Origin of the sequence: Mesorhizobium sp. M0077 (genome assembly GCF_040322955.1) — a bacterium.
In the GTDB taxonomy this organism is placed as follows: Bacteria; Pseudomonadota; Alphaproteobacteria; order Rhizobiales; family Rhizobiaceae; genus Mesorhizobium.
In genome coordinates this window covers 654,164-678,436 of sequence record NZ_JAMYUL010000001.1, presented here as the reverse complement: position 1 = coordinate 678,436, position 24,273 = coordinate 654,164, and the positions used below count along the sequence as shown (strand labels likewise).

The 24,273-nt window shown below is 63.2% G+C and carries 24 protein-coding genes and 2 pseudogenes; 16 read left to right on the top strand and 10 right to left on the bottom strand.

Annotated features, from left to right (window positions below; all coding sequences use genetic code 11):
- Positions 1-80: 80 nt before the first annotated feature.
- Positions 81-449: a winged helix-turn-helix transcriptional regulator gene (locus tag NKJ57_RS03290; protein ID WP_023683744.1), complete on the top strand. Its 369-nt coding sequence runs from the start codon at positions 81-83 to the stop codon at positions 447-449.
- A gap of 500 nt (positions 450-949) precedes the next feature.
- On the opposite strand, the gene NKJ57_RS03285 is transcribed toward NKJ57_RS03290, so the two are convergent.
- A complete protein-coding gene (locus tag NKJ57_RS03285) occupies positions 950-1,345 on the bottom strand; it encodes an acyl-CoA thioesterase (RefSeq protein ID WP_023671995.1) in 396 nt (131 codons plus the stop codon).
- A gap of 224 nt (positions 1,346-1,569) precedes the next feature.
- Here NKJ57_RS03285 and NKJ57_RS03280 point away from each other — a divergent pair, with 224 nt between their 5' ends.
- Genes NKJ57_RS03280 through NKJ57_RS03270 form a run of 3 tightly spaced genes read left to right on the top strand, consistent with a single transcriptional unit; the run spans position 1,570 to position 5,311 of the window.
- Positions 1,570-3,186, top strand: a complete 1,617-nt coding sequence (locus tag NKJ57_RS03280) for a GMC family oxidoreductase (protein ID WP_023741088.1) — start codon at positions 1,570-1,572, stop codon at positions 3,184-3,186.
- A complete protein-coding gene (locus NKJ57_RS03275) occupies positions 3,183-4,397 on the top strand; it encodes a mandelate racemase/muconate lactonizing enzyme family protein (RefSeq protein WP_023671997.1) in 1,215 nt (404 codons plus the stop codon). The genes NKJ57_RS03280 and NKJ57_RS03275 overlap by 4 nt, the downstream gene beginning before the upstream one ends.
- On the top strand, positions 4,394-5,311 hold the full coding sequence (locus NKJ57_RS03270; RefSeq protein ID WP_023683741.1) for an NAD(P)-dependent oxidoreductase: 918 nt from the start codon (positions 4,394-4,396) through the stop codon (positions 5,309-5,311). Before NKJ57_RS03275 ends, NKJ57_RS03270 begins: the two co-directional genes overlap by 4 nt.
- A gap of 92 nt (positions 5,312-5,403) precedes the next feature.
- On the opposite strand, the gene NKJ57_RS03265 is transcribed toward NKJ57_RS03270, so the two are convergent.
- The gene (locus tag NKJ57_RS03265; RefSeq protein ID WP_023683740.1) at positions 5,404-6,342 is read right to left on the bottom strand and encodes a diacylglycerol/lipid kinase family protein; all 939 of its coding nucleotides are present in this window, start codon (positions 6,340-6,342) and stop codon (positions 5,404-5,406) included.
- A gap of 782 nt (positions 6,343-7,124) precedes the next feature.
- Between NKJ57_RS03265 and NKJ57_RS03260 the strand changes: the two genes are divergently transcribed.
- A complete protein-coding gene (locus NKJ57_RS03260; protein WP_352510492.1) occupies positions 7,125-7,319 on the top strand; it encodes a hypothetical protein in 195 nt (64 codons plus the stop codon).
- 38 nt (positions 7,320-7,357) lie between these two features.
- Here NKJ57_RS03260 and NKJ57_RS03255 read toward each other — a convergent pair whose 3' ends face one another.
- A complete protein-coding gene (locus NKJ57_RS03255; protein WP_023709078.1) occupies positions 7,358-7,990 on the bottom strand; it encodes a hypothetical protein in 633 nt (210 codons plus the stop codon).
- A gap of 286 nt (positions 7,991-8,276) precedes the next feature.
- Between NKJ57_RS03255 and NKJ57_RS03250 the strand changes: the two genes are divergently transcribed.
- Both NKJ57_RS03250 and NKJ57_RS03245 read left to right on the top strand, forming a co-directional pair.
- On the top strand, positions 8,277-8,792 hold the full coding sequence (locus NKJ57_RS03250; RefSeq protein WP_023705887.1) for a hypothetical protein: 516 nt from the start codon (positions 8,277-8,279) through the stop codon (positions 8,790-8,792).
- A gap of 99 nt (positions 8,793-8,891) precedes the next feature.
- Positions 8,892-9,386, top strand: a complete 495-nt coding sequence (locus NKJ57_RS03245) for a YegJ family protein (protein ID WP_023691555.1) — start codon at positions 8,892-8,894, stop codon at positions 9,384-9,386.
- A gap of 116 nt (positions 9,387-9,502) precedes the next feature.
- Here NKJ57_RS03245 and NKJ57_RS03240 read toward each other — a convergent pair whose 3' ends face one another.
- Both NKJ57_RS03240 and NKJ57_RS03235 read right to left on the bottom strand, forming a co-directional pair.
- Positions 9,503-10,471 carry a hypothetical protein gene (locus NKJ57_RS03240; RefSeq protein WP_352510491.1) on the bottom strand — a complete coding sequence of 323 codons (969 nt, stop codon included), beginning with the start codon at positions 10,469-10,471 and terminating at the stop codon, positions 9,503-9,505.
- Between the two features lie 46 nt (positions 10,472-10,517).
- Positions 10,518-11,564, bottom strand: a complete 1,047-nt coding sequence (locus NKJ57_RS03235) for a CapA family protein (RefSeq protein ID WP_352510490.1) — start codon at positions 11,562-11,564, stop codon at positions 10,518-10,520.
- Positions 11,565-11,710: 146 nt separating this feature from the next.
- Here NKJ57_RS03235 and NKJ57_RS03230 point away from each other — a divergent pair, with 146 nt between their 5' ends.
- The 4 genes from NKJ57_RS03230 to NKJ57_RS03215 all read left to right on the top strand — a co-directional run bounded on the left by NKJ57_RS03230 (position 11,711) and on the right by NKJ57_RS03215 (position 18,461).
- The gene (locus tag NKJ57_RS03230; protein ID WP_352510489.1) at positions 11,711-12,976 is read left to right on the top strand and encodes a hypothetical protein; all 1,266 of its coding nucleotides are present in this window, start codon (positions 11,711-11,713) and stop codon (positions 12,974-12,976) included.
- Positions 12,977-13,098: 122 nt separating this feature from the next.
- Entirely contained in the window at positions 13,099-16,275 is a 3,177-nt protein-coding gene (gene uvrB, locus NKJ57_RS03225) for an excinuclease ABC subunit UvrB (protein WP_023821589.1), read from the top strand.
- 338 nt (positions 16,276-16,613) lie between these two features.
- Positions 16,614-18,140, top strand: coding sequence for an ABC-F family ATP-binding cassette domain-containing protein (locus NKJ57_RS03220; RefSeq protein ID WP_352510488.1), 1,527 nt, complete (start codon positions 16,614-16,616; stop codon positions 18,138-18,140).
- A gap of 147 nt (positions 18,141-18,287) precedes the next feature.
- Positions 18,288-18,461 (top strand): hypothetical protein, encoded by a 174-nt coding sequence (locus NKJ57_RS03215; RefSeq protein ID WP_023672009.1) that lies wholly within the window; start codon positions 18,288-18,290, stop codon positions 18,459-18,461.
- 49 nt (positions 18,462-18,510) lie between these two features.
- Here NKJ57_RS03215 and NKJ57_RS03210 read toward each other — a convergent pair whose 3' ends face one another.
- Positions 18,511-19,125, bottom strand: coding sequence for a glutathione S-transferase family protein (locus NKJ57_RS03210; RefSeq protein ID WP_352510487.1), 615 nt, complete (start codon positions 19,123-19,125; stop codon positions 18,511-18,513).
- Between the two features lie 221 nt (positions 19,126-19,346).
- Between NKJ57_RS03210 and NKJ57_RS03205 the strand changes: the two genes are divergently transcribed.
- Positions 19,347-19,775: a VOC family protein gene (locus tag NKJ57_RS03205; RefSeq protein WP_023705894.1), complete on the top strand. Its 429-nt coding sequence runs from the start codon at positions 19,347-19,349 to the stop codon at positions 19,773-19,775.
- A 2-nt stretch (positions 19,776-19,777) separates the two neighbouring features.
- Here the strand turns inward: NKJ57_RS03205 and NKJ57_RS03200 are convergent.
- Positions 19,778-19,924 (bottom strand): annotated as a pseudogene (locus NKJ57_RS03200) (hypothetical protein); the annotation flags it as partial.
- Between NKJ57_RS03200 and NKJ57_RS03195 the strand changes: the two are divergent.
- A pseudogene (locus NKJ57_RS03195) lies at positions 19,862-20,200 on the top strand (DUF1428 domain-containing protein); the annotation flags it as partial. The pseudogenes NKJ57_RS03200 and NKJ57_RS03195 overlap by 63 nt on opposite strands.
- 7 nt (positions 20,201-20,207) lie before the next feature.
- Here NKJ57_RS03195 and NKJ57_RS03190 read toward each other — a convergent pair.
- A complete protein-coding gene (locus NKJ57_RS03190; protein ID WP_023724948.1) occupies positions 20,208-21,842 on the bottom strand; it encodes a tetratricopeptide repeat-containing sulfotransferase family protein in 1,635 nt (544 codons plus the stop codon).
- A gap of 203 nt (positions 21,843-22,045) precedes the next feature.
- Positions 22,046-22,228, bottom strand: a complete 183-nt coding sequence (locus NKJ57_RS03185; protein ID WP_023728228.1) for a hypothetical protein — start codon at positions 22,226-22,228, stop codon at positions 22,046-22,048.
- Between the two features lie 323 nt (positions 22,229-22,551).
- Between NKJ57_RS03185 and NKJ57_RS03180 the strand changes: the two genes are divergently transcribed.
- The 3 genes from NKJ57_RS03180 to NKJ57_RS03170 are packed head-to-tail and all read left to right on the top strand — an operon-like array spanning position 22,552 to position 23,259.
- Complete coding sequence (locus NKJ57_RS03180; RefSeq protein ID WP_023701590.1) at positions 22,552-22,821, top strand: hypothetical protein; 270 nt, start codon at positions 22,552-22,554, stop codon at positions 22,819-22,821.
- Complete coding sequence (locus NKJ57_RS03175) at positions 22,818-23,084, top strand: hypothetical protein (RefSeq protein ID WP_023711156.1); 267 nt, start codon at positions 22,818-22,820, stop codon at positions 23,082-23,084. The genes NKJ57_RS03180 and NKJ57_RS03175 overlap by 4 nt, the downstream gene beginning before the upstream one ends.
- 37 nt (positions 23,085-23,121) lie before the next feature.
- Positions 23,122-23,259 carry a hypothetical protein gene (locus tag NKJ57_RS03170; protein ID WP_023683725.1) on the top strand — a complete coding sequence of 46 codons (138 nt, stop codon included), beginning with the start codon at positions 23,122-23,124 and terminating at the stop codon, positions 23,257-23,259.
- 552 nt (positions 23,260-23,811) lie between these two features.
- Here the strand turns inward: NKJ57_RS03170 and NKJ57_RS03165 are convergent.
- Positions 23,812-24,228 (bottom strand): Kazal-type serine protease inhibitor domain-containing protein, encoded by a 417-nt coding sequence (locus NKJ57_RS03165; protein WP_352510486.1) that lies wholly within the window; start codon positions 24,226-24,228, stop codon positions 23,812-23,814.
- Positions 24,229-24,273: the final 45 nt, after the last annotated feature.

Here is a 24,273-nt window from a genome sequence, read left to right as displayed (position 1 = left end):
CATATATGCAAAAGCTGGTATCGTTTGGATACCGGCGCTATATGAGATACTGACAAATGGCAGCGCAAGGAGGCACCGTTATGTTACTGAGGCACCCGCACAACACCGAAGACTGCCGCGCCGTCTCGGAAATCCTGCAGCGCGTCGGCGACAAATGGACCGTTCTGGTCGTCGGCAAGCTGGGCGGCGGACCGCTGCGTTTCAATGAGTTGCGCGCCGCTGTCGGCGGCATTTCGCAGAAGATGCTGACCACCACCTTGCGCGGTCTTGAGCGCGACGGCTTCGTCACCCGAACCGTGTTCCCGACCATCCCGCCACGCGTCGACTATGAGCTGACGGAGCTCGGCCATGAGCTGCTGGTGCCGGTCGGCGCGCTCGGCGAATGGGCGCGGAAGAACACCTCGCGGGTCCAGGCGGCGCGTGAAAGATTCGATGGCGTGCACGCCTGAAAACCGTTGCTTAGCAATAGTTTACGGATTTTGCCGTCCACGACGCGTACCCGGGTTTAACTGGATCCGCCCTTGCATCGTTGGTCACGCCATGGCGACATAGCTGCAGCGTTTCGTTCGCCGGCGCATCATCATTTTGAGGCTGACGAGGTCTTCCGCTGACGGGCCCTCAGGCCTTTGACGCAGGGTTGCTGCAACACACTGCGCCGCACGTCTCTACCCTTGCAGACCGCTGGGCAGTCCGCTCGTTGCCAACGGTCCGGTCGTGCGTGCAGGCAACGCTTGGAAGCTCTTTCCTGATCTCGGTATAAGCGGTCGTGCCAAGCAGGCAGATCACCGCGACGAGGGCCGCCACGAGCCAGCCGTTCAGCATGTGTTGACGCATTGTCTTCCCTCCGCCGCCCGCAGAATCGGATGTGAAGGCAACCATTGGATGTCGCGCAGCGCATCGCCCGCGCGGGGGATGTTACATAAGCGCAAGCTTGGCAGAATCGACGATGTCAACTTTCGGTTGGAATCGGCTTCGGCTTGCCGTCGCTATCCAGCGCCACCATGACGAAATCGGCGTGGGTGACCTTCTCCATCAGGTCGGAGAGGTAGCGTTGCGCCCAGGCCTCGACCTTGAGCGTCATGGAGGTGCGGCCGACGCGCTCGACATGGGTGTAGATGCACAGCGTGTCGCCGATCTTCATCGCCTTGGCGAAGGACATTTCCTTGACAGCCGCCGTCACCACGCGACCCTTGGCCCGCTCGGCCGCACGGATGCCGCAGGCAAGATCCATCTGCGCCATCACCCAACCGCCAAAGATGTCGCCGGCCGCATTTGCATCGGCCGGCATGGCGAGCGTACGCAAGGTCAGATCGCCGATCGGCCGTCCGTCCGCGTAATGCACCATCTGCCGGATCCCCTGAAACGATTGCCCTCGATCCCCTAGCGTCATGGACCCAAGAGGTCAACGCGACGGGCGAGGCTCCCGGCGCAATGTCGGTTCCATGGCAGCTTTTCCGGCCAGGCGTCTCACGGTCGCATTTTTCACAACGCATGCCGGAAGGCACCGCGACTTCGGAAGCCTGCCGCGGATAGGCTGCAGCCAGTTTTGCGGAGCCGCCGACACCAATCATGCAGACCTATGACTTCATCATCGTCGGCTCCGGCTCAGCCGGCTCGGTTCTCGCCGACAGGCTGTCGGCTTCCGGCCGTTACTCCGTGCTGGTGCTGGAAGCCGGCGGCAGCGACCGCCGCTTCTATGTCCAGATGCCGCTTGGCTACGGCAAGACTTTCTTCGACCCCGCGGTCAACTGGAACTACAAGCCCGAGCCGGACCCCGGCCTTGCCGGCAATGTCGACCATTGGCCGCGCGGCAAGCTGCTTGGCGGCTCCAGCTCGATCAACGCCATGGTCTGGATCCGTGGCGCGCGCGAGGACTTTGACGACTGGCGCGATGCCGGAAATCCCGGTTGGGGCTATGACGATCTGTTGCCGGGCTTCAAGGCGCTTGAGGACAATGAGGCCGGCGCCGACAGATGGCGCGGCACCGGCGGGCCGCTGCATATCACCGACACGACGAACGCCGTCCATCCGCTGACCAGGCGCTACCTCGCAGCCGGCCAGCAGGCTGGGCTGCCGCTCAACCCTGACTTCAACGGCGCCGCCCAGGAAGGCGTCGGCGTCTACCAGATCTCGACCAGGAATGGCCGCCGCATGTCGGCCGCGCGCGCCTTCCTGCGCCCGGCGATGAAGCGCGCGAATGTGCGCGTCGAAGCCAATGCGCTGGCGACCAGAATCCTGTTCGAGGGCAAGCGAGCCGTCGGCATCGAATATCTGCAGAACGGCGAGACCAAGACGGCGCGGGCCGGCCGCGAGGTGATCCTGTCCGCCGGTTCGATCAACTCGCCGCAGCTGCTGCAACTGTCCGGCGTCGGCCCCTCGTCACTGCTCAAGGGGCTTGGCATCCCGGTCGTCCACGGCAACGAAAATGTCGGCGCGCATCTGCAGGACCATGTCGGCATCAACTATACCTTCAAGGGAAACGTGCCGACGCTCAACCAAATCCTGCGGCCCTGGTGGGGCAAGCTGCTGGTCGGCATGCGGTACATCCTCACCCGCTCCGGCCCGCTGTCGCTGTCGATGAACCATGGCGGCGGCTTCTTCCGAACCGACCTGGCGTTTTCGCGCCCCAACATGCAGCTTTATTTCCAGGCTTTCTCGACCGTCATTCCGAAGAGCGGCGAGCGGCCGATCCTGACGCCGGATCCGTGGCCGGGCTTTTCCATCGGCCTCTCCAACTGCCGCCCGTCCAGCCGCGGCGAGATCATGATCCGCTCCAGCAATCCGCTGGACTATCCCAGGATCGTCGCCAACGCCTATTCCACCAACGCCGATGTCGACGAGATGCTGGCGGCGGTGAAATTCGTGCGCAAGATAGCCTCGATGCCCGCCATGGCCGAGATCATCACTGAGGAGGTTTTGCCGGGCCCATCGATCCAATCGGATGCCGATCTGATCCAGGATTTCAGGAAGCGCTCAGGCACCGTCTATCACCCGGTCTCGACGTGCCGCATGGGGCCGGGCGCCGGGGCCGCCGTCGTCGACCCGCGCCTGAAAGTGCACGGGCTCGCAGGTCTGCGTGTCATCGACGCCTCGATCTTTCCCGCCAACATCACCGGCAACACCAACGCCGCCTCGGTCATGACCGGATGGAAGGGCGCCGAACTGGTTCTGGAGGACCAAAAATGAAGATCACCGACGTCAAGACCTGGGTAGTCGGCAACCCGCCGCCCGGCATCGGCGGCAAGTATTTCATCTTCGTCAAGCTGACCACCGATGGCGGCGTCGTCGGTTACGGCGAGGCCTACAACGCCACCTTCTCGGCTCACATAACAGCGAAGCTGGTCGAGGACATGGCCGAGCGTTACCTGATCGGCCACGATCCGCATGACATCGAGACCTTCTTCCGCCGCGCCTATTCCTCAGGATTTACCCAGCGCCCCGACGTTACCGGCATGGGCTGTTTCTCGGCGCTGGAAATGGCCTGCTGGGACATTGTCGGCAAGGAAGCCGACAAGCCGGTCTACAAACTGCTCGGCGGCCAGGTGCACGAGACGCTGCGCTCCTACACCTATCTCTATCCGCACACCGGCAGCGTCCATTCGGAGGACGCGCCGGACGGCCGGAACGTCTACAATGACCCCGAATTGGCGGCCGCCTGCGCGCTCGAATATGTCGAGCAGGGGTTCAACGCCGTCAAGCTCGACCCGGCAGGCCCCTACACCGCCTTCGACGGCCACCAGCCGCGCCTGATCGACATCGATGTCTCCACCCGCATGGTCAAGGCGATCCGCGAAGCCGTCGGCACCCGCGCCGATATTCTGTTCGGCACGCATGGCCAGTTCACCGCATCGGGTGCGCTGCGCATGGCACGCGCCATCGAGCCCTACGATCCCTTGTGGTTCGAAGAGCCGGTGCCGCCCGACATGCCCGAAGTGATGGCTCAGGTGGCGCGAGGCACGTCGATCCCGATCGCCACCGGCGAGCGGTTGACGACCAAGTTCGAATTCGCCCGAATCATCGAGAACCGCGCCGCCACCATCCTGCAACCGGACCTTGGCCGTTCCGGCGGCATTCTCGAAACCAAGAAGATCGCCGCCATGGCCGAGGCATACCACATCCAGATCGCGCCGCACTGCTATTGTGGGCCGATCGTTGGGGCCGCCAACATCCAGCTGGCGGTGACGCTGCCCAATTTCCTCATCCTGGAATCGCTGAAGCAGTGGGACGGCTTCCACGCGACACTGCTCAAGAAGAAGATCGAATGGCAGGACGGCAATGTCATTCCATCGAAGGAGCCGGGCCTCGGCGTCGAGCTGGACGAAGCGGTCTGCGACGCGCATCCCTACACCGGCAAGGACCTGCATTTGCAGATGATGCAAACGCCGCTGATGCCGTGAGCGAACGCTACGCCTTCATCGGCCTTGGCCATCTCGGCGGCAACCTTGCCGCCAGCCTGTTGCGCAACGGTTTTGTCGTCATCGTCTTCGACCGCGACCCCGCCGCCGTCGAGCGCCTCGTGGCGCTCGGCGCCACGGCCGCGACCAGCCCGGCCGAAGCGGCGGCACAGGCCGGCAATGCCATTACTTGCCTGCCCTCGCCCAAGGTCAGCGAAGCGGTGCTGGCTAATGCCGGCGGCCTGCTCGAGGGTCTGCCCAGGGGCGGCTCCTGGATCGAGATGTCGACCAACGGCCGCGACGAGATCCTGCGCCTCGCCGCCCTCGCCGCGGCCAAAGGCATCGAGACGCTGGAGTGCCCGGTCACCGGCGGCGTGCATCTGGCCGCGGTCGGAAAGATCACCGCGCTTGTCGGCGGCGATGCTGCGCTTTACGAGCGCCATCGTCCGGCCATCGAAGCGATGTGCGCAAAGTCGTTCCTGATGGGTCCGGTCGGCTCCGCGGCGGTGATCAAGGTGATCACCAACATGCTGGCCTTCATCCATCTCGTCGCCGCCGGCGAGGCGCTGATGTTGGCCAAGCAAGGCGGCCTCGACCTCGCGCAATCCTACCACGCCATCGTCGCCTCCTCCGGCAACAGCTTCGTCCATGAGACCGAAAGCCAGCTCATCCTCAACGGCTCCTACGACATTGGCTTCACCATGGACCTGGCACTGAAGGACCTCGGCTTTGCGCTTGCGATGGGCAGAGAGTTCAGACTGCCACTCCAACTGGCGCCGCTTGTGAGTGAGATTTTCCTGATGGGCAAACAGGAATATGGCGGCGGCGCCTGGTCGACCCAGATCGTCAAACTGCTCGAGGATGCCGTCGACATGGATCTGCGCGCGCCCGGTTTCCCAGCCAAGCTGGAAAGCTAAGCCGGGTAAATATGTCCTGCGATTTCAGGCCTTTGGCCGGTTCGCCGGAATCGCCGCTCAAACCACCTGAATCAATCCCTCAACGCCTTGATTCAATATCTCAGCGTCAGCGCTCCGGGCAGGATCTCAAACGTCGCGGGTATACGCCCCGGCGACTCGCCATCTATGTCGACCAGCGCGCCGTTCTTCTCGACATCGCCGATAGGTTCGACCACCACTTTCCGGCCACGCAATATGGTGATGGCCGGATGGTTGCGGTGCCGGCCGCCATAGAGCAGCCGAATATCCCAGATCAGCTTCAGCTTGCCGGCCGCGCGCAGGATGACGATGTCGAACTGGCCGTCGGCGAGTTCGGCGTCCGGGGCGATCATCATGCCGCCGCCGAAGAACTTTCCGTTGGCGACCGCCACCAGCGCCATGCGCGCCTCGACCGGGGTGCCATCGTCGACGGTGATCCTGACGTCCTGGAAGCGGTAGCGGATGAACTCGACCACGGTGCGCCAGAAAAACAGCGCCTTGGCCGACATCCTGCCCTTGCGCTTGTCGGCATTGACCGCACGGTCCGTGGCGCCGGATAGGCCGAGGCTGGCGATATTGATGAAGTGCCGGCTGGCCAGCGCGCCATGGTCGTCGATGTAGCAGATGCGCCCTGCATCGACCTTGCGCGCCTTGGCTTCGGCGATCCGCTTCAGCACCGCATCCACCTCTTTCGGCAGCCCGAGCCCGCGCGCGAAATCGATGCCGGTGCCGCAAGGCAGCAAGGCAAGTTCGGTTGTCCGGCCGCTCTCATCGAAAGCCTGCAGCAATCCGTCGGCCACTTCGCTGGCGGTGCCGTCGCCGCCGGCCGCGATCACCAGCTCGAAGCCGCTTGCCGCGAGGTCGAGCGCCAGCCTTTCGGCGTCGCCCTCGGCCTGCGTCTCGCGCAGCTCGAATTCGCCGAAATGCTTTTTCAGCGAAGCAGCCACCTCCGGCCAATGCCGTTTCAGCCGGCCGCCGCCGGCAATCGGATTGAGCACCACCCCGACTTTCAATGCGCACCCTCCCCGCACCGAGCCGATAGGCTTGATGCTTTGCCGGCATTGAAGCCCGCGCCAGCCGGCGGAGCAAGGGGCACAGCCGATCAGGCGCCAAAAAGCGGGCGGGCTGTCTAATGCAGCTGGAGTCGAAATTCCGAGCTTTGTGGCAAACCGTCCCCGATAATCCCGTTATCCACAGGCTCACGCCCATTCCCCAAAACCCTTACCCGGCGTAAGTTTAACCCATCTCAGGCGGCTACCGATCGCCACGCCGAAAGGCAAAGCGAAAAGGCGGATTTCCTGAGGCCCGTACGGCCCGAAGCGAGAGCAGGCTTGCTTGTTCGAGGGACGGATGCCGAGACCTACGGGGCCGCGGAAAGCGTGCGAACGCCAACGGCGGACCGATGCTGCCATGAAGGACGGCGAAAACCTTCGATGGCGCGCCGAACGAAGCTCGCAAGGGTGGAGAACGGCGTGGTCTGGAACGGGCACTGTCCTCGGGCGGTGACTGGCAGGACCGTCAAAATCAAGGCCGGCATGGCGCGACGACTTTGCGGAAGTTGCTGCCGCGACCGTGTCCTGATCTGACAGGGAGGCGCTGGGAGAAATCCCGGCGCCGACTGTCTTTTGGGCCAAGGGTCCGGTCGGCGAAGCGACGCGTGAAGAAGCCGATACTTTGTTGGAACGCGATTTCGGCGCTGACGGCACCATCTTCATCACCAGGCGGGGTCAGCAATTCACCGACATGATCCCGCGCCTGATCGACAGAGGCGTGTCCTTCGTCGAGATCGGTGGCAATGACGCGACCATGCTCACCGTGCTTTCGGCGGCAGACTTCGCTCCGCCCGAAGGCGCCCGGGCGCTGTTCAGCCAACCGTTTCCTCGATCCGGCCACCCGTCGCACCGGGCTGATCGTCGCCGTGCGCAAGCTGCACATCGTGCTGCCGGCGCTGTTCGAAGCAGGCGCCAGGCTGGAACACCTCTACGACTGAAGACGCGCCCTGCACCGCGACCTGCCCGGCGGGCCAAGCTACTTCTTCGGGCCGATGCCCGGGATCAAATTGAGGCCGGCGCTTATATATTCCGGCCGTATGGCGCCGCTGATGAGCGTGAAGGTGGCGAGCATGATGCTGGCCAGCGCACCGTCATGCCATGGCCTGAGGGCCAGCGCGTTGACGGCATAGGCCCAGAATGGGAAGGCCAGCATCGACATGACGATGTTGGCTCCCGGAGCCTCCGCATCGTCCGCTGAATCGCTGACCGATTTCAGATACACCGGCGTCATCGCCAGCGCGACGATCAACATGATCCATGAAATTGTCCAAACGCTGATACCGGCCATTTCAATCTTATAGATGGCTGCCTGCACCTTACCCGGAATGTCCCCCGGATTGCCTTTCGTCTCTTCCGCCACCGCATCGGTCAACGCCTTGGCAACCGGCTGCTCAGTGGCATTGACCAGGATGGAATTGACGAAGATGAAAAATGCCACGACTTCGGCAGGCACGTACTTCGCAACCCGGTCGAGATAGCCGTCGCCGCCTTTCGATCCTTGATCTTCTTGCTTGTCATCGTCGACGCCGAGCGGAGCATCGCCTGGAATGCCCTCGAGCGTTGAATCCCTTTTCGGCACAGGCTCAGCGGACCGGACAATTCTTCCCATGACAAACCCCTCCTATATTGTTGTATCGCCCCGTGAGTATCGTAGTAGAAAACCGGGCCAAGAAACAGTTGTCGCGGCCATAGCCGACAGGATTTATTCAGGCTTCTTCCTGCAAATGCATCACGCTCCCGCCCTATCTGCTACCGGGTGTCTCGAAATCCACCTATAGTGAGCCGTACCCGAAAAACGCATCCCCCGGCTCATCGCGTGATCGCGGCCAAAATCCCGCCTTGTTCGCGCGCGATGGAAGGACTGGCTGCCGGGGGGCAATCCGAAGGACAAGACCGTGATCAAGACCGCCCTTGTCGCCATGACCATTGTCGGCTGCGACTGCGACGCCAAGCTTTGCGAATATATCGGCGAGACGCCGGCGAAGTGGGCGACTATCGCCGACTGCGAAGCGGCGATGAAAAGCCAGATGCTGCACCAGAAGAACTTCGACTATCCGCTGGTCTCTGGCATCTGCCGCAGCAAGGGGTCGGCGTCTTCTTCGCAACTGGCGGCGGCCGCATCCCGCCCGGAACTGAAGCCGGCCAGCCGGAATGTCCAAACCCCGTTGCCGCCGGAACTGAGCCATCGGCCGAGCGTTCCCGTCGGCTCCCCGACGACGGCCATGGAGGCAGCAGCGGTACGGCCCGTCGCCTACGAGCAAGTGGTCGATGGCGGAACAGGCGTGCTCTACCGCACCAGGAACGGCTACGCCGTGGTCAAGACAGATCTCGGCCGCGTCGCGTCGGCAACGGTCGGCATGGCCAAGCGGTCCGCGAACTGGCTGGCAGGGCTGGTGCCGAGCGGGTTGTGAGCGGCCTGCCGCCGGACCATACCACGCTGTCGCACTGCCGTTGAAAACTCCAGATAGATGCATGATGGTGTCAGCATCGACACGCAGGAGCGCCATTTCATGAAGCATGCAGTTCGAACCGTGCTGTCCCTGGTGCTGGCCTTGGCGCCGATTCCGGCCGGTGCGCAGGATTCCGGCCAGGGCGGCGACAAGGTTGTAGGCGTCGCCAGGGACGATCCGGACATGGCGGCGGCCATTGCGCAGGCGCGCGCCAGCCTCGATGAATTCCTGTCCTTGTCGGATGCGCCGCCAGCCGGGACAACCAGCTACAAATTGAAAGTCGAGGTCAGGGACGGAGACGCCTCGGAGCATTTCTGGATCATCCCCTTCCACAAGACCGCGACCGGCTTTGCAGGAACATTGGCCAATGAGCCGCAAGCGGTGCACAATGTCGTGGCCGGCCAGGAACTCGAATTCAACCGGGACGATATTTCCGACTGGGGCTACACCAGAAACGGTCGCCAGGTCGGGAGCTTCACCGTCTGCGTGATGTTCAAGACGATGGCGCAAGAAGACGTCGAATATTACCGCCAGAACTACGGCTTCGACTGCTGAGGCGCGGCAGCCTGGCTAATGCATGCGCCCAAACAGGACCGCCCGTTTTGGGGCAACGAATGCATGAAAACAAGACCTGAAGCGCGTCGCATGAATTCGTTTCGACGCGCGGCGCTTTAGGCCTCGCCATCCGTCGCGCCGATCTTGCGCACCAGCGCCGCGGTCGCCAGGATCGCGCCCATATCGGCGATCATCGGCGCGACGTGCTTGGTGTAATCGAGCGGCACGGAAATGGCGGGCAGTTCGAAGAAATTCTTCGGCTGCGGCAAGAGCAGGAAACCATCACTGCCATTAAGCGCCACCCGCGCCGGATCATCGCGCCATGTCTCGTGCAGCCATTTCAGCGCCTGCGCCAGCCGGCCGCTCACCAACGGCTGGGCGGCGGCGACATTGTCGGTGCGAAATTCGTAGTCGCCGTCGAGCAGCGGATCGCCGCTGGACAGTTCCTGCATCTTGCCGGCGAAGATGCCGCGGAAGAAACCGACCACCGCGTTGCTGCGGCGCGTCGCGACCAATATGCCGGGGAACGGCGCGATCGTTTCGAACGCAACGATGACGCCCTTGAAGACCGTCGACGAGCCTTTGCCCGAACCTTGGCGCAACTCCGCCTCGTAGAGCTCGAACGGAAAATCCTCGTAGCGGCCTGACACGATGTCGTCAAAGCTCTGCCGGTTGAAGGCGCCGACCACGGCGCGCGGCAGCCGGTCGAAGGAATTCGGCGTCACGCTGTGCTGATAGCGCACATCCCTGATGAAGCCGAAGATGATCGGCAGCAGCGTGTCACGGAACGATTGCTGCAGCCGCGTCGCCGGCCTGATCGCCAGGAAGTACAGCAGCAGCGCCGCGAAGAAACCGCCGACATAGAGGAACACATGCGGCGTCGAGAACCATTGCTCGTTCAAGTCGGCGACCTTGTTGAACAGCCAGGCCACCAGCACGACAAAAACCAGCAGCGGCCCCAGAAACACCGGCACCCGCCAGCGCACCTGGCGGCAGGCCGAAGCCCGTCCAGCCTCATAGATCTCGATATTCTTCCTGATGCCGGCGACCACCGCTTCATCAGGCATGAACTCAGCTGCTTCCATCGCCCCCTCGCAAAGTCCTATTATGCCTATGATAGCGGGAAAGTCGTCAGTCGCCAAAGATCGCCTTCAGCCTGGCTTCGACCTTGCCCTTCATCCGGCCAGTCAGCGCCTCGACCGGAACCAGCCGCTCATGCCCGCCTGCGCGCAACCGCATGAAGGCATGCATCCGGTAGCCAGCGATCGCGCCGCGCTTGCCGAGATCTGCGCTGACATCGACGACGAAAATGCCGGCGATGCGGCCGGGCCAGGGCTGCCGCGCCAGCGCCGTGCCGAGGAAGTCGCCAAGCCCGTAAGCCACGAGCGTCTTGCCGACCCATTGCACCGGCTGCACGACATGGGCGTGGTGCCCGGCAATCAGCCCCACGCCGTGACCGGCCAGCAACCTCGCCAGCGTTTGCGTTTGCGGCTGCGGAAAATGCCGGAACTCCCAGTCCCAGTGCGGCACCGCACAGGTGAGGTCGATGTTCTTGTCGGCCGCGCCTCTCGGCCATGCCGCCGGATCGCTTTGCATCGAGACAAGCTCGGTGAATGGCCCGGCGTCGCCATTGCGCCACAGTGTGAAGGCGGCAAAGCCGATCGTCAGCGGCCCGGCCTTGACCTGCTCGACCGGTCCTTTTTTCGCGGTGCCGACGGTGCGGATGCCAAGCCGCTTCAGCGCCGCAGCCGTCTCGTCGAAACCGGCGACGCCCTGGTCGAGCACATGGTTGTTGGCCAGCGACAGCACGAGCTTTTCACGCGCGATGCCTACGGCGGCAAGCGCCGCGGCAAGAAACCGCTCGCTCATCGCATGGTGCGTGCCAAGCCGCGTGCCGAGCGCCACGCTTGGCTTCTCGACGATCGGGCTTTCACAATTGCCGATCACCAGGTCGGCTGAGCCCAAGAGTTTTGCGATCGCCGGATCGCACTCCGGCGCACTATGGTTGGCCACCGCCGAAATATCGCCGACAAAGGCCAGCCGCACCTTCCGCCCTGGCGGTGGATCGATGAGTGTCGTCGCCGCGATGGGCGCAAAATCCCTGACATCGCCGCCAAGCGACGGCTTCAGGAAGCGCGGCAGCCATGACAGTTTGTAGGAAAGCGGATAGTTCGACACGCGACGCCCAATCGTTTGCCCAATCGGTTAGCTTGTGTAGACGGTCTGCCCGGGAAGTGTCGACCGTCAGTCCTTGAAACACTGCCGCCGGCAGACACGGCGCCAAATGCGTGTAATGTCTGCGCGTCGCATAGTGGAGGGATGAGATGACACGTTTTGCAGGCCTGCTGGCGTCCGCCTTCCTCCTGTTGCTGCCTTTATCTTCGGCCCGCGCCGCCGCGCCCGAAGCGGCAACCGCTTTGTTCGAGGCCAAAACGGTGACCGAGCGCAACCGTGCGCTCACAACGCTTGAGTCTGCAGCGAAAGGCGATCCGGCGTCAGCCTATGCCGCCGGCGCCGGCGAATTCTTCACCGCGCTGGAAATCCTCGCCGGCGGCCTGCACCGCCACGGGTTCGAAAGCCCGCAATCCTTCATGCTGCCGCTGATGCGGCTGCCGATTCCGGACAATCCCGATCCCGAACCGCTGACCTATGAGCAGTTCCGCGCCATTCTGGTCGCCTTTCGCGACCGGTTGGAAGAGTCGGCGGTGACACTGGGTTCGGTGCCCGCGGGAGCCGATATCGGCATGGTCATCGACCTCACCCATCTCGGCATCGATCTCAACGAGGACAGCAGTATCACGCCGGATGAAAGCATCGCGGCGGTCATGGCCGCGCTGTCGCGCGGCGGTATCTCGTCGGACGGCGCCGCTCCCTCGCTCACATTCCGCTTCGACCGGGCCGACGGTTTCTGGCTGCAGGGCTATGCCGAATTCCTGATGGCGCAGGCCGATTTCTGGCTGGCGCATGATTTCAGGACCATGTTCGACGGCTCGTTACACATGCTGTTCCCGCACGCCAAACTGCCGCTGCAGGACGTTCTGGTGCCTCCCGCCGGGGACATGGGCAGCAGCATCTTCTCATCGGAATGGCGCATCGCGGATTTCATCTCCATGGTTCACCTCGTCAACTGGCCGGTGGTCGAGCCCGAGCGACGTCAAGCGGCGCGCCGCCATCTGCTCGAAATGATCCGGCGGTCGCGCCAGGACTGGAAGGCGATCCGCGCCGAGACCGACAATGACCGCGAATGGCTACCGGGACCGCAGCAGAAGGGCGAGAACCCGCTCACCGGGCTCGAAGTCGGCGAGGAGCAGGTCGAGGCCTGGCTCGCCACTCTGACCATGGCCGAAGACCTTTTGGAAGGCCGCAAGCTGCTGCCGCATTTCCGCATCACGGCCAGCACCGGCCAGGGCATCAACATGAAGCGTTTCTTCGAAGAACCGAAGCCTTTCGACCTAGTGCTGTCGATTACCGGCCCGGCCATCGCGCCCTACCTCGAGAGCGGTGAGATCGTGACCAGCGGCGAGTTCGACCAGATCCAGCGTCAGTTCGGTGGCGGTGGGTTTTTGACCTTCGCGCTGTGGTTCAATTGAGCAGGTGGCCCGGCTTTGCGTGACACAGCTCCTGACACCCTTGTGTCAGGAGCTTCGACCCGCTTAGTGTCCCTTGCCACTGCACTCTTTCCATTTTGGCGGACTCTGCCCATATTTGGGGCATGGCCAAACTTCCCGAGAAAAAGACACCGTCTCCGGCGGGTGACAACAGCGCTTCGCTGCCCAAGCGGCGCAGCCCGTTGACCGATTTCCTCGATGCTTCGGAGCCCTTGCACAAGGGTGGCTTCGCCGAGGCGCCGCAGGCTGACTTCACCGGCACGCCGCTGAGCGGCTCGATTGCCGACTGGGCCGAGCAGATCGAGCAGGAGGCCGAGAAGGAAGGCCGTCTCACCGGTAAGGGCGATGGCAAATCACCAAGGTCCGCGAAGAAGATCCCGGAGCGGTCCGCTGCGCCCGGCCGCAGTTCGCGCGGGACCTCGATGGGTGGCGCGGCAACGGCGCGCGAGCGCACCGCCGCCGGCCTCAACCCGGTCGCCGGTCTCGACATCTCGCTGGAAGACGCCGAGACGATGGCCTCGGGCAGCGTCACCGCGACGGTCGCGGCGCTGTCGGCGCTGATCGAATCCGGCAACCCGCTGCACAAGGACGGCGTGCTGTGGACGCCGCACCGCCCTGCCCGCCCGGAAAAATCCGAAGGCGGCATCGCTATCAAGATGGTGTCGGATTTCGAGCCGGCCGGCGACCAGCCGACCGCCATCAAGGATCTTGTCGAGGGCGTCGATAACAATGACCGCACCCAGGTACTGCTCGGCGTCACCGGCTCCGGCAAAACCTTCACCATGGCCAAGGTGATCGAGCAGACGCAGCGCCCTGCCTTGATCCTGGCGCCCAACAAAACGCTGGCCGCGCAGCTCTATTCCGAGTTCAAGAAATTCTTCCCAGACAATGCGGTGGAGTATTTCGTCTCCTATTACGACTACTACCAACCGGAAGCCTACGTTCCGCGCACCGACACTTTCATCGAGAAGGAATCCTCGATCAACGAGCAGATCGACCGCATGCGCCATTCGGCGACGCGTTCGCTGCTCGAGCGCGACGACGTCATCATCGTCGCCTCGGTGTCCTGCATCTACGGTATCGGCTCGGTCGAGACCTACACGGCGATGACCTTCCAGATGCAGATCGGCGATCGGCTCGACCAGCGGGCGCTGCTCGCCGACCTCGTCGCCCAGCAGTACAAGCGCCAGGACATCAATTTCGTGCGCGGCTCGTTCCGCGTGCGCGGGGACACGATCGAAATCTTCCCGGCGCACCTTGAGGACCGCGCCTGGCGCATCTCGATGTTCGGCGACGAGATCGAGGCGATCACCGAATTCGATCCGCTCACCGGCCAGAAGACCGGCGAGCTGAAGAGCGTCAAGATCTACGCCAACTCGCACTATGTGACGCCGCGTCCAACGCTCAACCAGGCGATCAAGTCGATCAAGGAGGAGCTCAAGCACCGGCTGGTCGAGCTCGAGCGCGCCGGCCGCCTGCTGGAGGCACAGCGGCTCGAACAGCGCTGCCGCTTCGATCTTGAGATGCTGGAAGCCACCGGCTCCTGCGCCGGCATCGAGAACTATTCGCGCTATCTCACGGGACGCCAGCCGGGCGATCCGCCGCCGACTTTGTTCGAATATATCCCGGACAATGCGCTGGTCTTCATCGACGAAAGCCACGTCACCGTGCCGCAGATCGGCGGCATGTATCGTGGCGACTTTCGGCGCAAGGCGACGCTGGCGGAGTATGGTTTTCGCCTGCCCTCCTGCATGGACAACCGTCCGCTGCGCTTCGAGGAATGGGACGCCATGCGACCGCTCTCCGTCGCGGTTTCTGCGACACCCGGCGCCTGGGAGATGGAACAGGCCGGCGGCGTGTTCGCCGAGCAGGTCATCCGCCCGACCGGCCTGATCGATCCGCCGGTCGAAGTCCGCCCGGCGAAAAGCCAGGTCGACGATGTCGTCGGCGAAATCCGCGACACCACGGCCGCCGGCTACCGCACGCTGGTCACCGTTTTGACCAAGCGCATGGCCGAAGACCTGACCGAATATTTGCATGAGCAAGGCGTGCGCGTTCGCTACATGCACTCCGACATCGACACGCTGGAGCGCATCGAGATTCTGCGCGATCTCCGCCTCGGCGCTTTCGACGTGCTGGTCGGCATCAACCTGCTGCGCGAAGGCCTCGACATTCCCGAATGCGGTTTCGTCGCCATCCTCGACGCCGACAAGGAGGGCTTTCTGCGCTCCGAGACGTCGCTGATCCAGACCATCGGCCGCGCCGCCCGCAACGTCGACGGCAAGGTCATCCTCTATGCCGACCAGGTCACCGGCTCGATGGAGCGGGCGATGGCCGAGACCAACCGCCGCCGCGAAAAGCAGATGGAATGGAACGCGGCCAACGGCATCACCCCGGAATCGGTGAAGTCGCGCATCTCCGACATTCTGGACTCGGTCTACGAGAAGGACCATGTCCGCGCCGACATCTCGCAGTTCACCGACGGCGCCGGCGCGATGATGGGCAACAATCTGAAGGCCCATCTCGACGCCATGGAAAAGCAGATGCGCGACGCCGCCGCCAATCTCGACTTCGAGAAGGCCGCCCGCATCCGTGACGAGATCAAGCGGCTGCGCGAGATGGAACTGTCCATCTCGGAAGACCCGCTGGCCAAATACGCTGACATGGAAAGCCCGGTCTCGGGCCGCGAGAAGGGCAAGCACAACAAGGGCGTGGCCAAGCACCGTACGGCTGAGGAACAGGAGCGTTTCCGCAAGTTCGACGACGCACGCGCGGCTGAAGAGGCGGCCAGGGCTGCCCGGTCCAACCTCTTCCGCAAGCCGGCGCTCGACGAGATGGGTGCCGAGGGCGCCGTGCCGGTGAAGAAACCGCTATTTGCCAAGCCGTCGATCGACGATATGGGGCCTGGTACCGACATGCCGACACCGTCAGGCGCGGTGTCGCGCTCGCTGTTCAAGAAACAGTCGGCGCAGGAAGCGCACGGCTCCGACTTCGGCATTCCGGGCGGCGCCACCAAGCCACTGTTCAAGAAGAATTCGCTCGACGAGATGACCGTGCGGCGCACGGAAAAGCCGGTCGAAGGGAAAGTGCCGGCCAAGCCCCAGCCAATCTCCCCCCGAGTGGAGGAGATGCCCGGCAGGGCAGAGGGGGGCGCGAAGGAACGCGACGATTCCCCAAAGCCATTCGTTCGCCAGCGCGCCGGCATCGGCTCCTACGAAGACCCAGGCGACGCCCGCCGCGAAAAGCGCCGGCCGGGCAAGACGGGACGGCCGGGGAAATAGCACCTCTTTCCTTCTCCACTTGTGGGAGAAGGAAAGAGCGCTCCACCACCGCCGCATCCGTCGCCCACTTGCCTCCACCCCCGCCTTTGGTGTAATCGCTCCACACACTCAAAGTTTTGTCTTGAAAGGAGGGCTGCGTGTCTATCGATCACCATCATCAGCGTGGCCCGATTTCTGCCCTGCGAGTTCGCTTGCAGGGTTGACCAGGGACATTACGGGTTTTCCCGTTTCGATTTTTTGGTCTGCCTTTCGTGGTGCGCAAAGCTGAGCCTGATGGCCGGCAAGCACACCGTCAAAGTGCATCCGGAGTTGTCTCCGGCGAGACCAGAGAAATCGCAATGGCCCTGATCAGCCTCAAATCCCTCGGCGTCACCATGAGTGCGCCGCTGTTTTCCAATCTCGACCTCACCATCGGCGCCGGCGACCGGCTCGGCATCGTCGCCGCCAATGGCCGCGGCAAGTCGACCTTGCTTAAATGCCTGACCGGCGCGCTGGAGCCGACCTCGGGCGACATTTCTCGCACGCGCGGCCTGCGTGTCGGCCATGTCGAGCAGTCGGTTCCGCCTGCCCTTCTTAGCCGCAGCTTCCATCAGGTGGTGGCCGATGCCTTGCCGGCCGAGCAGGCCGACAGCGAGATGTGGCGCGTCGATGTGGTGCTGGATTCGCTCGACGTGCCCGAGCCGATGCGCGAACGGCCGATGCAGGCGCTGAGCGGCGGATGGCAGCGGCTGGCGCTGATTGCCCGCGTCTGGGTCACCGACCCCGATGTGCTTTTGCTCGACGAGCCCACCAACCATCTCGACCTCGCCAAGATCAGCCAGCTGGAAAGCTGGCTGAACGCGCTGCCTCGCGAGGTGCCGGTGGTCATCGCCAGTCACGACCGCGCCTTTCTCGACGCCGTCACCAACCGCACGCTGTTCTTGCGCCCGGAGGACTCGCCGGTGTTTGCACTGCCCTATTCCAGGGCGAGGCAAGCGCTCGACGACCTGGACGCTTCGACGGCGCGCCGGTTCGAGCGCGACATGAAGGTGGCGCAGCAACTGCGCAAGCAGGCCGCCAAGCTCAACAACATCGGCATCAATTCCGGCAGCGACCTTTTGACGGTGAAGACCAAGCAACTCAGGGAACGGGCGGAGAAGCTGGAAGACGACGCGGTATCGGCGCATCGCGAGAAATCAGCCGGCGCGATCCGGCTGGCCAACCGCGGCACCCATGCCAAGATGCTGATTACGCTGGACGACGCCAGGGTGGAAACGCCGGACGGCATGCTGCTGTTCAAGACCGGCAAGCGCCACATCTGCCAGGGCGATCGCATCGTGCTGCTCGGCCGCAACGGCGTCGGCAAGTCGCGTTTCGTCAACCTGATCCGCAATGCCATCTCCGAGCCTGACACGGTGCCGAACGTCAAAGTGACGCCGTCGACGGTGCTCGGTTACAGCGACCAGGCGCTGGCCGGCATCAGTGGCGACGACACGCCGCTGGCCATGGTCTCGCGCCGCTACGATGTCGGCGAGCAGCGCGCCCGTTCGCTGCTTGCCGGCGCCGGCGTTGTCATTGAGATGCAGGAGAAGAAGATCGGCGTGCTGTCCGGCGGCCAGAAGGCGCGGCTGATGATGCTGGCGCTGAGACTCGCCAACCCCAACTTCTACCTGCTCGACGAGCCGACCAACCATCTCGACATCGACGGCCAGGAAGCGCTGGAGGAGGAACTGCTCAAGCACCAGGCGAGCTGTGTGCTCGCCTCGCACGACCGTTCCTTCATCCGCGCCATCGGCAACCGCTTCTGGCTGATCGACAAGCGGAAGCTGACCGAAGTCGAAGACCCCGAGGATTTCTTCCGCTCAGTGGCTGAAACGGCGGGCTGAGGAACTACCACCATGGGCCGCACTGTGTTGCGGCCCATGGTTTCACATCTCCCAGAATATTTTCAGCGCTCTGTCGGATCGCCTGAACCTGCTGCGTCCTTGGGATGCCGACACGATGATGCCGGCTTCATCTGAGGAGAACGCATCATGTCCATCCTGTCATCCATAGGCCGCGTCGCCGCCCGTTACGCACAGAACCGCGCCCGCTATCGCAGCGAGCGCGAGCTTCTGGCCCTGCCGATCGAACTGCGCAAGGATATCGGCTGGCCGGAAATCCTCATCGACGCGCAAAACGGCCCGCGGATCTGCAGGGCGCCCTGACCATGCGGTCGGGAAAGATCGATGCAGGCCGCCGCGGGGCGACCGTTGCTCAGTCATGCGTATCGCCAGACAGCGGCGTCGCCTGCATCGATCGGCGCTTTTCGAACGCCTCGAACCAGCGCGTCAGCCGCGCCCGCGCGCGAAAGGACGGCAGCTGGCGGAACGCCATCCACGACAGCGTGGTGGCAAGCGCTATATGGCCGATATGGAGCGATGTCTCGTCGTCCAGCGCGCTTTCGATCCAGTCATAGCTGGCCTCGATTTTTTCCCGGTAGCCTTCGGCAAGCGCCGCATAGCGCAACTGTTCGGGCCGCCTTTCCGTCTCCCAGCGCAGGCCTATGCCCGTCTGCGCCAGGCCTTGGGCGACCGCCTGCAGCCGCAACGCCTGCCAGCGCGCCTCGCCATCTGGCGGCAGCAATTTGCGGCCGTCATGCAGCGTATCGAGATAGGCGCAGATGACATCGGAATCGAAGAGCGGCGGCGCATCCGGCCGCAGCAGCACCGGCACCTTGCCGAGCGGGTTTTCGGCGTAGACACGGGCATTGCGCAAGGTCGGGCTGGTCTCGTGATGAATGACCTCGAGCCGGCCGGCAAGCCCGACCTCATGGGCGAAGACGAGCGCTTTGCGCGCAAAGGGCGAATGGGTCTGGTAATAGAGGATCATTGTCGTCTCAGCGGGGTTGAAGGAGCAGTCCCCTTTTCTAGCCTGCTCATACCGAGGATTGCGCTCTGATTGGGCGCCGCCGACGCAAGTTCATTTCACCCCAAAAATCGCATCGGCCCAAAAAATCGCATCAGACATGTAGGATTGCCGCCGCCTCGTTCGTCCTGAGGTTCGCAAAGGCCAGACCAAGCGCCCAGACCAAACCCAAAGAGGAACAAGACATGACCGACCAGACCCCCATTCAGCCGGCCGCGAAAGTTCTCGGTGGATTGACCCCCTATCTGCAGCTGGACGGCGCCTTCAAGGCCGCCGAATTCTACAAGAAGGCCTTCGGCGCCGAGCAGGTGTTCTTCTATCCGCCCGATGAGCAGGGCCGCACCATGCACATCCATCTCCACATCAACGGCTCGACGCTGATGATTTCCGATTTCTACCCCGAAAACGGCATGCCTGCCGTCAAGCCGCAGGGCTATACCATGCAGCTCCATCTCGGCGCCGACGAGATCGATGGCTGGTGGAAGCGCGCGGTCGATGCCGGCTGCGAAGTCGCAGTGCCGCTGCAGCTGATGTTCTGGGGCGACCAGTGGGGCAACATGCGCGATCCCTTCGGGGTCGAATGGGCGATGAACGCGCCGGCGAAGAAAGACTGACCACCGCTGACAAAGCTCCTCACCGGCTGACGCCGGTAAGGAGCTTTGTGAGATACTCCAAGGAGAACCTGATGTCCTATGTCGATGGTTTCGTGCTCGCCGTGCCGAAGGCAAATATCGATGACTACAAGAAGCTGGCCAACCTCGCAGGCCCGATATGGAAGGAACACGGAGCGCTCGCCTATGTCGAATGTATCGCCGACGACGTGCCCTATGGTGAGTTGACCTCATTTCCGCGTGCCGTTCAGGCAAAAGACGACGAGATCGTCGTCTTTGCTTGGGCCGTCTATTCGTCCAGGCAAAGCCGCGACGCGGTAATGGCCAAGGTTATGGCCGATCCCCGTTTGACACCCGATTTGGGGCCCATGCCCTTCGATATGAAGCGCATGATCTTCGGCGGCTTCCAGCCCTTCATCGAGCTTTAGCCGCTGCTCAGTCCAGCTTGTCCAGCAGCGGCTTCAACCTGTCGCCATAGCGCTTCCAGAGATCGACCGAGCCCTGATACATCGGCTGGCGCACCTGCGCGGCCGAGGCCGTGCGCACCGGGCGGTCGGTCTCGTGGAACGACAGCGCCTTGTCGTCCCAGGACAGGCCGAGATGCCCGATCAGCGCCCGCGTCTGTCCCTCCTGGTCGGCCACGAAATCCTCGTAACGCACGTCATGGACGACGCCCGGCAGAACATCGTGCCAATGCGCCATGATGTCGGTGTAGATGTTGTGGAAATCGGCGAGCTCGCCCAGATCATAGCCGTAGCGGTGGTTGTCGCCGCGGAAATGCACTTTGTAGATCGAAAGGCAGGTCGCCGCCGCATCGCGCGCGCAATGGATGATCTTGGCTTTCGGCAGCATCATATGGATGAAGCCGATGAGCAGGAAGTTGCCGGGCATCTTGTCGGTGACATGCCTGAAGTTGGGATAGCGCTCATGCAGCATGTCGAGATAGGCTTGGCCCGCCTCCGCAAACTCCGCGTCGGATACATCGACCAGTCCCCAGGGGAAACCTCCCGGCATGGTCAGCGGAAATTGCTTGCCGACCGCGGTTTTCAACATGCTGAGCTCGCCCGCGCCATAGACTTGTGGATGGCTGGCGATGATCTGTTCGACCAGCGTGGTGCCGGAGCGCGGCATGCCGACGACGAAAATCGGCGTGTCGTCGGAGATTGCACTTGGCTTGTGCTTTTCGAAAAAGCCGGCGTTGAACACCGTCTTCATCGCCTCGAATTCGGCCCGCGTCCTGACCGGATCATAATCGATGCCCTTGCGGCGGATCGCATTGCCTTCAGCGAAATAGTCGAAGGCCCTGTTATAGTCCTTCAAATCGTCATTGGCCTTGCCGAGACCGAAGGACAGCTGCATGCGTGCCAGGCTGTCGGCCGGCGCCTTGGCATGCTGGGCCTCCATGCCGGCGAGTTCGGCGTCGCGCTCCTTCTGGCGCTTGACCTGCGTCAGCATCAGCCAGGCCTTTGCCATGCCTGGCGTGATCGCCAACGCCTGCCGAAACAGGTCTGCCGCTTCATCGAGCTTGCCTTTTTCCATCAGCCCGACGCCGAGCCCATGCAACAGGTCGGCATCCTTGGGCCGGATCGTCAGCGCCTCGCGAAAGGTCGCCAGCGCCTCATCCAGACGACCGGCTTCCTGCAACGTTTCGGCAAGCCCGATGCGGGCGCGGACATGGAAGGGATTGCGCCCGATTGTGCCGCGATAGATGTCCTCCGCAGCCTCGAACTGGCCGAGCTGTTTCAACGCCGAACCCAGATTGTCGCGTGCCGCGAGCTGGTCGGGCTTGAGATCGACCGCGCCGCGGAAGAAATCGGCGGACGCGGCAACGCGGCCGAGATCGCGCATCACCGTGCCGAGATTGTTGAGGAAATCGGGATTCTTCGGCTGCAGACGCACAGACTGCTCGATCAGCTCCAGCCCTTCGGGGCTGCGCCCGGTCTGGTGCAGCAACAGGCCCAGGAAATGCGCCGCTGCCGGGTGATTGGCCTTGCGCGCCAGCACCTGCCGGTACAGCGTCTCGGCCTCCTGCCGGCGCCCGGCCTGATGCAGCTGCAGCGCCTGCTGCACATATTGGTCGAGGCCCAGCGGCGCCTGTCCGCCAGCTCCAGCACCCGCCGCTCTTCTCTGATCTCTGTTGATGGGAAACCTGCCGTGTTTTGTCCGCTTGCCGCGATCTAGGCCATCGGCGCTGCAGGTTCAAGGGAAGAGTGGGCTCGCCAAGGGCGCGGACCTCTTCGAAACTCTAGAGGAATTCCAGGAAAATGTAGCGTTCAAATCAGCCGGTGGCTCTCGGCGAGCCGGCGCTCCCGCCGTAGCGTGCCGTCGGTGTCGGCAATCTTGCGCCGTGCCGCTTCGTCGCTTCTTATCGTCAGGCGCACTGATATTGCCTTTGGGAAGAGGACGATTGGCTCGATTGTTGCGGTCGGACGATCCGGCGTTTTCATGAATCTCATATATTTTTGCCTTTCGTAAAAAATAATCTTAGGGGCACCGGAATAATTATTCCGGTGCTCTCTAAATAAGAAATTGGCTGATATTGTTCCACGATAGCAGATTTATTAGGGGTTTATACGACATTTTTTTGATACCGGTCGAGCCGTGGCGGAAATCAGCTTGAATAACCAACAATTTCGGATTATTGATCTGAGATCGTTTTTTGGGTCAAGCTTGGCATATAGCGGCGTCGGAGATACTCGACCCGCCAAACTCATTCCAATCGCCGATGGTTGAGGTCCCGGTTGATGCCGGAAAGCATCGACGAACCAGAGCCAAGCCAATGCCGGATCGCACCACCCGTTCCATCGCCCATTTCGCGGCACCCTTCGTGCTTAGCGGGCTGGAAGGGCAACTGCCGGCCGGCGACTATGACATCGATCACGACGAAGAGCTGATCGAGGGCATGTCGCGGCTTGCCTGGCGTCGCGTCGCCACCTTCATCCATTTGCCGGCAAGGGCGGTGAAGAACCCGGCCACCAGCCAGCTTGTCGCCATCGACTACCTCGAACTCGAAACAGCGCTGAGGCGCGACCAGGAGAACGCAGCATGATCCGCTTCCAGCAGAATGCGCGTCCGCGCACCGACACGCCCTCGCACCTCTTCGCCATCGGCCAGACCGTGCGCATGAAGAGCCGCAGCGGGCTCGCCCAGAAGACCGCCGAGCTGTTTCAGATCAAGAGCAGATTGCCGGTCAAGGATGGCTCGCCGCAATATCGCATCCGCAGCGAGCAGGAGACCTATGAGCGGGTCACCACGGAAGACAACCTCGAAGTGGCGGACGCCCCGGCTGTCCCCGACAGCCCGGCCGTCTGACACCGCACCCACCCAGCACGTACGAAGGAGCAGACAGATGGCCAAGGGTCAGCAGCGCAGCAATCGCGAAACGCGCAAGCCCAAGAAAGACAAGGTGGTGGCCAAGGCCGCCTCCCCGTTCGGTTCCTCGGTCAAGCAAGCAGAGAGCAGCCTGAAGCCGAAGTCGAAGGGCTGACCAGGCAGGGCGCGCCTGGCGCACCTGCCGGCAATGGACTGACGATCTCGGACTGACGATCTCGCGCAAAACTCTACAACGGAGGCTTGCTTGACGTTCTTCGTCGAGCCGCTCGCGCGACGTCGACGAAGCCACGCTCGACAAGGTATCGCTGGACGCGCCGAACCTGCGCGCCGCCCTGCAGGGCGCCACCGCGCTGTTCCACAGCCTCGCCATGCCGCAGATCCCCGACCGTCTGCGCATTTGCGACGAGGACGGCGCAGAGCTTTATGCCGGCCCGGCCGACGGGGCGTATTCGGCGTAGGCAACCACTCCGATCCGCGACCTTGCCTTCTCCCTTGGGGGTGAGAAGCGGTCCGCGCAGCAGACGAAAAGCCAATTGTTGGCTTTTCGAGTTTCGAACGCCCTGAGCCTGCGAAGGACCAAGGGTGGTCCGGTCCACCCGCCCGGTCCCCGCTGCTTCGCAGGGTCCCGGCATTCGCCGCCTTTTATCGTGCCAGTGGGACGGTGAATTCGCCTCCGGCGGACTCACCCGACAGGGGAGAAGGAAAATCAGCAGGGGCCGTCCTCGACGACGCGGTAGTCGGCGGCACGGGCCTCGCAGGCGTTGGGAAAGGTGCGCAGCTCGCCATGGCGGCGGGCGCAGACCGGGGCGTATTCGCGCGTGCAGAATGTCGGCTCTTCGCCGCCACCACCGCCACCACCGCCGCCGTCGCGGCAAGGGCCGTCGCGAACGATGCGGTAGCCTTCCCGTTCGGCAAGGCAGGCATTGGCGAAGGTCTGGCGGTCACCGTGGTGCCGCGCGCAGACCGGCTCGTATTGCCTGGTGCAGAATTCCGGTTCCGGCCGTGGCGGGCGCGGACGTGGTCCCGGCCCGTCATCGACGACGACGGTGCAGGCCGCAAGAAGACCCGACAGGAAGAGAATAGTAAAACCCTGGCGCGAGAAGATCGTCGCAAGAAATCTCATGAATATGCCTCCCTCGAGACCCCCGTCCCCGGCGCAAAACGCGCC

What these genes read in the sequence shown, in the direction of transcription:
- NKJ57_RS03290 (WP_023683744.1), top strand. Translation starts at nt 81, where the DNA reads ATGTTACTGAGGCACCCGCACAACACCGAAGACTGCCGCGCCGTCTCG.
- NKJ57_RS03285 (WP_023671995.1), bottom strand. Translation starts at nt 1,345, where the DNA reads ATGGTGCATTACGCGGACGGACGGCCGATCGGCGATCTGACCTTGCGT.
- NKJ57_RS03280 (WP_023741088.1), top strand. Translation starts at nt 1,570, where the DNA reads ATGCAGACCTATGACTTCATCATCGTCGGCTCCGGCTCAGCCGGCTCG.
- NKJ57_RS03275 (WP_023671997.1), top strand. Translation starts at nt 3,183, where the DNA reads ATGAAGATCACCGACGTCAAGACCTGGGTAGTCGGCAACCCGCCGCCC.
- NKJ57_RS03260 (WP_352510492.1), top strand. Translation starts at nt 7,125, where the DNA reads ATGACGCGACCATGCTCACCGTGCTTTCGGCGGCAGACTTCGCTCCGC.
- NKJ57_RS03255 (WP_023709078.1), bottom strand. Translation starts at nt 7,990, where the DNA reads ATGGGAAGAATTGTCCGGTCCGCTGAGCCTGTGCCGAAAAGGGATTCA.
- NKJ57_RS03245 (WP_023691555.1), top strand. Translation starts at nt 8,892, where the DNA reads ATGAAGCATGCAGTTCGAACCGTGCTGTCCCTGGTGCTGGCCTTGGCG.
- NKJ57_RS03240 (WP_352510491.1), bottom strand. Translation starts at nt 10,471, where the DNA reads ATGGAAGCAGCTGAGTTCATGCCTGATGAAGCGGTGGTCGCCGGCATC.
- NKJ57_RS03230 (WP_352510489.1), top strand. Translation starts at nt 11,711, where the DNA reads ATGACACGTTTTGCAGGCCTGCTGGCGTCCGCCTTCCTCCTGTTGCTG.
- uvrB (WP_023821589.1), top strand. Translation starts at nt 13,099, where the DNA reads ATGGCCAAACTTCCCGAGAAAAAGACACCGTCTCCGGCGGGTGACAAC.
- NKJ57_RS03220 (WP_352510488.1), top strand. Translation starts at nt 16,614, where the DNA reads ATGGCCCTGATCAGCCTCAAATCCCTCGGCGTCACCATGAGTGCGCCG.
- NKJ57_RS03215 (WP_023672009.1), top strand. Translation starts at nt 18,288, where the DNA reads ATGTCCATCCTGTCATCCATAGGCCGCGTCGCCGCCCGTTACGCACAG.
- NKJ57_RS03210 (WP_352510487.1), bottom strand. Translation starts at nt 19,125, where the DNA reads ATGATCCTCTATTACCAGACCCATTCGCCCTTTGCGCGCAAAGCGCTC.
- NKJ57_RS03205 (WP_023705894.1), top strand. Translation starts at nt 19,347, where the DNA reads ATGACCGACCAGACCCCCATTCAGCCGGCCGCGAAAGTTCTCGGTGGA.
- NKJ57_RS03185 (WP_023728228.1), bottom strand. Translation starts at nt 22,228, where the DNA reads ATGAGATTCATGAAAACGCCGGATCGTCCGACCGCAACAATCGAGCCA.
- NKJ57_RS03180 (WP_023701590.1), top strand. Translation starts at nt 22,552, where the DNA reads ATGCCGGATCGCACCACCCGTTCCATCGCCCATTTCGCGGCACCCTTC.
- NKJ57_RS03175 (WP_023711156.1), top strand. Translation starts at nt 22,818, where the DNA reads ATGATCCGCTTCCAGCAGAATGCGCGTCCGCGCACCGACACGCCCTCG.
- NKJ57_RS03170 (WP_023683725.1), top strand. Translation starts at nt 23,122, where the DNA reads ATGGCCAAGGGTCAGCAGCGCAGCAATCGCGAAACGCGCAAGCCCAAG.
- NKJ57_RS03165 (WP_352510486.1), bottom strand. Translation starts at nt 24,228, where the DNA reads ATGAGATTTCTTGCGACGATCTTCTCGCGCCAGGGTTTTACTATTCTC.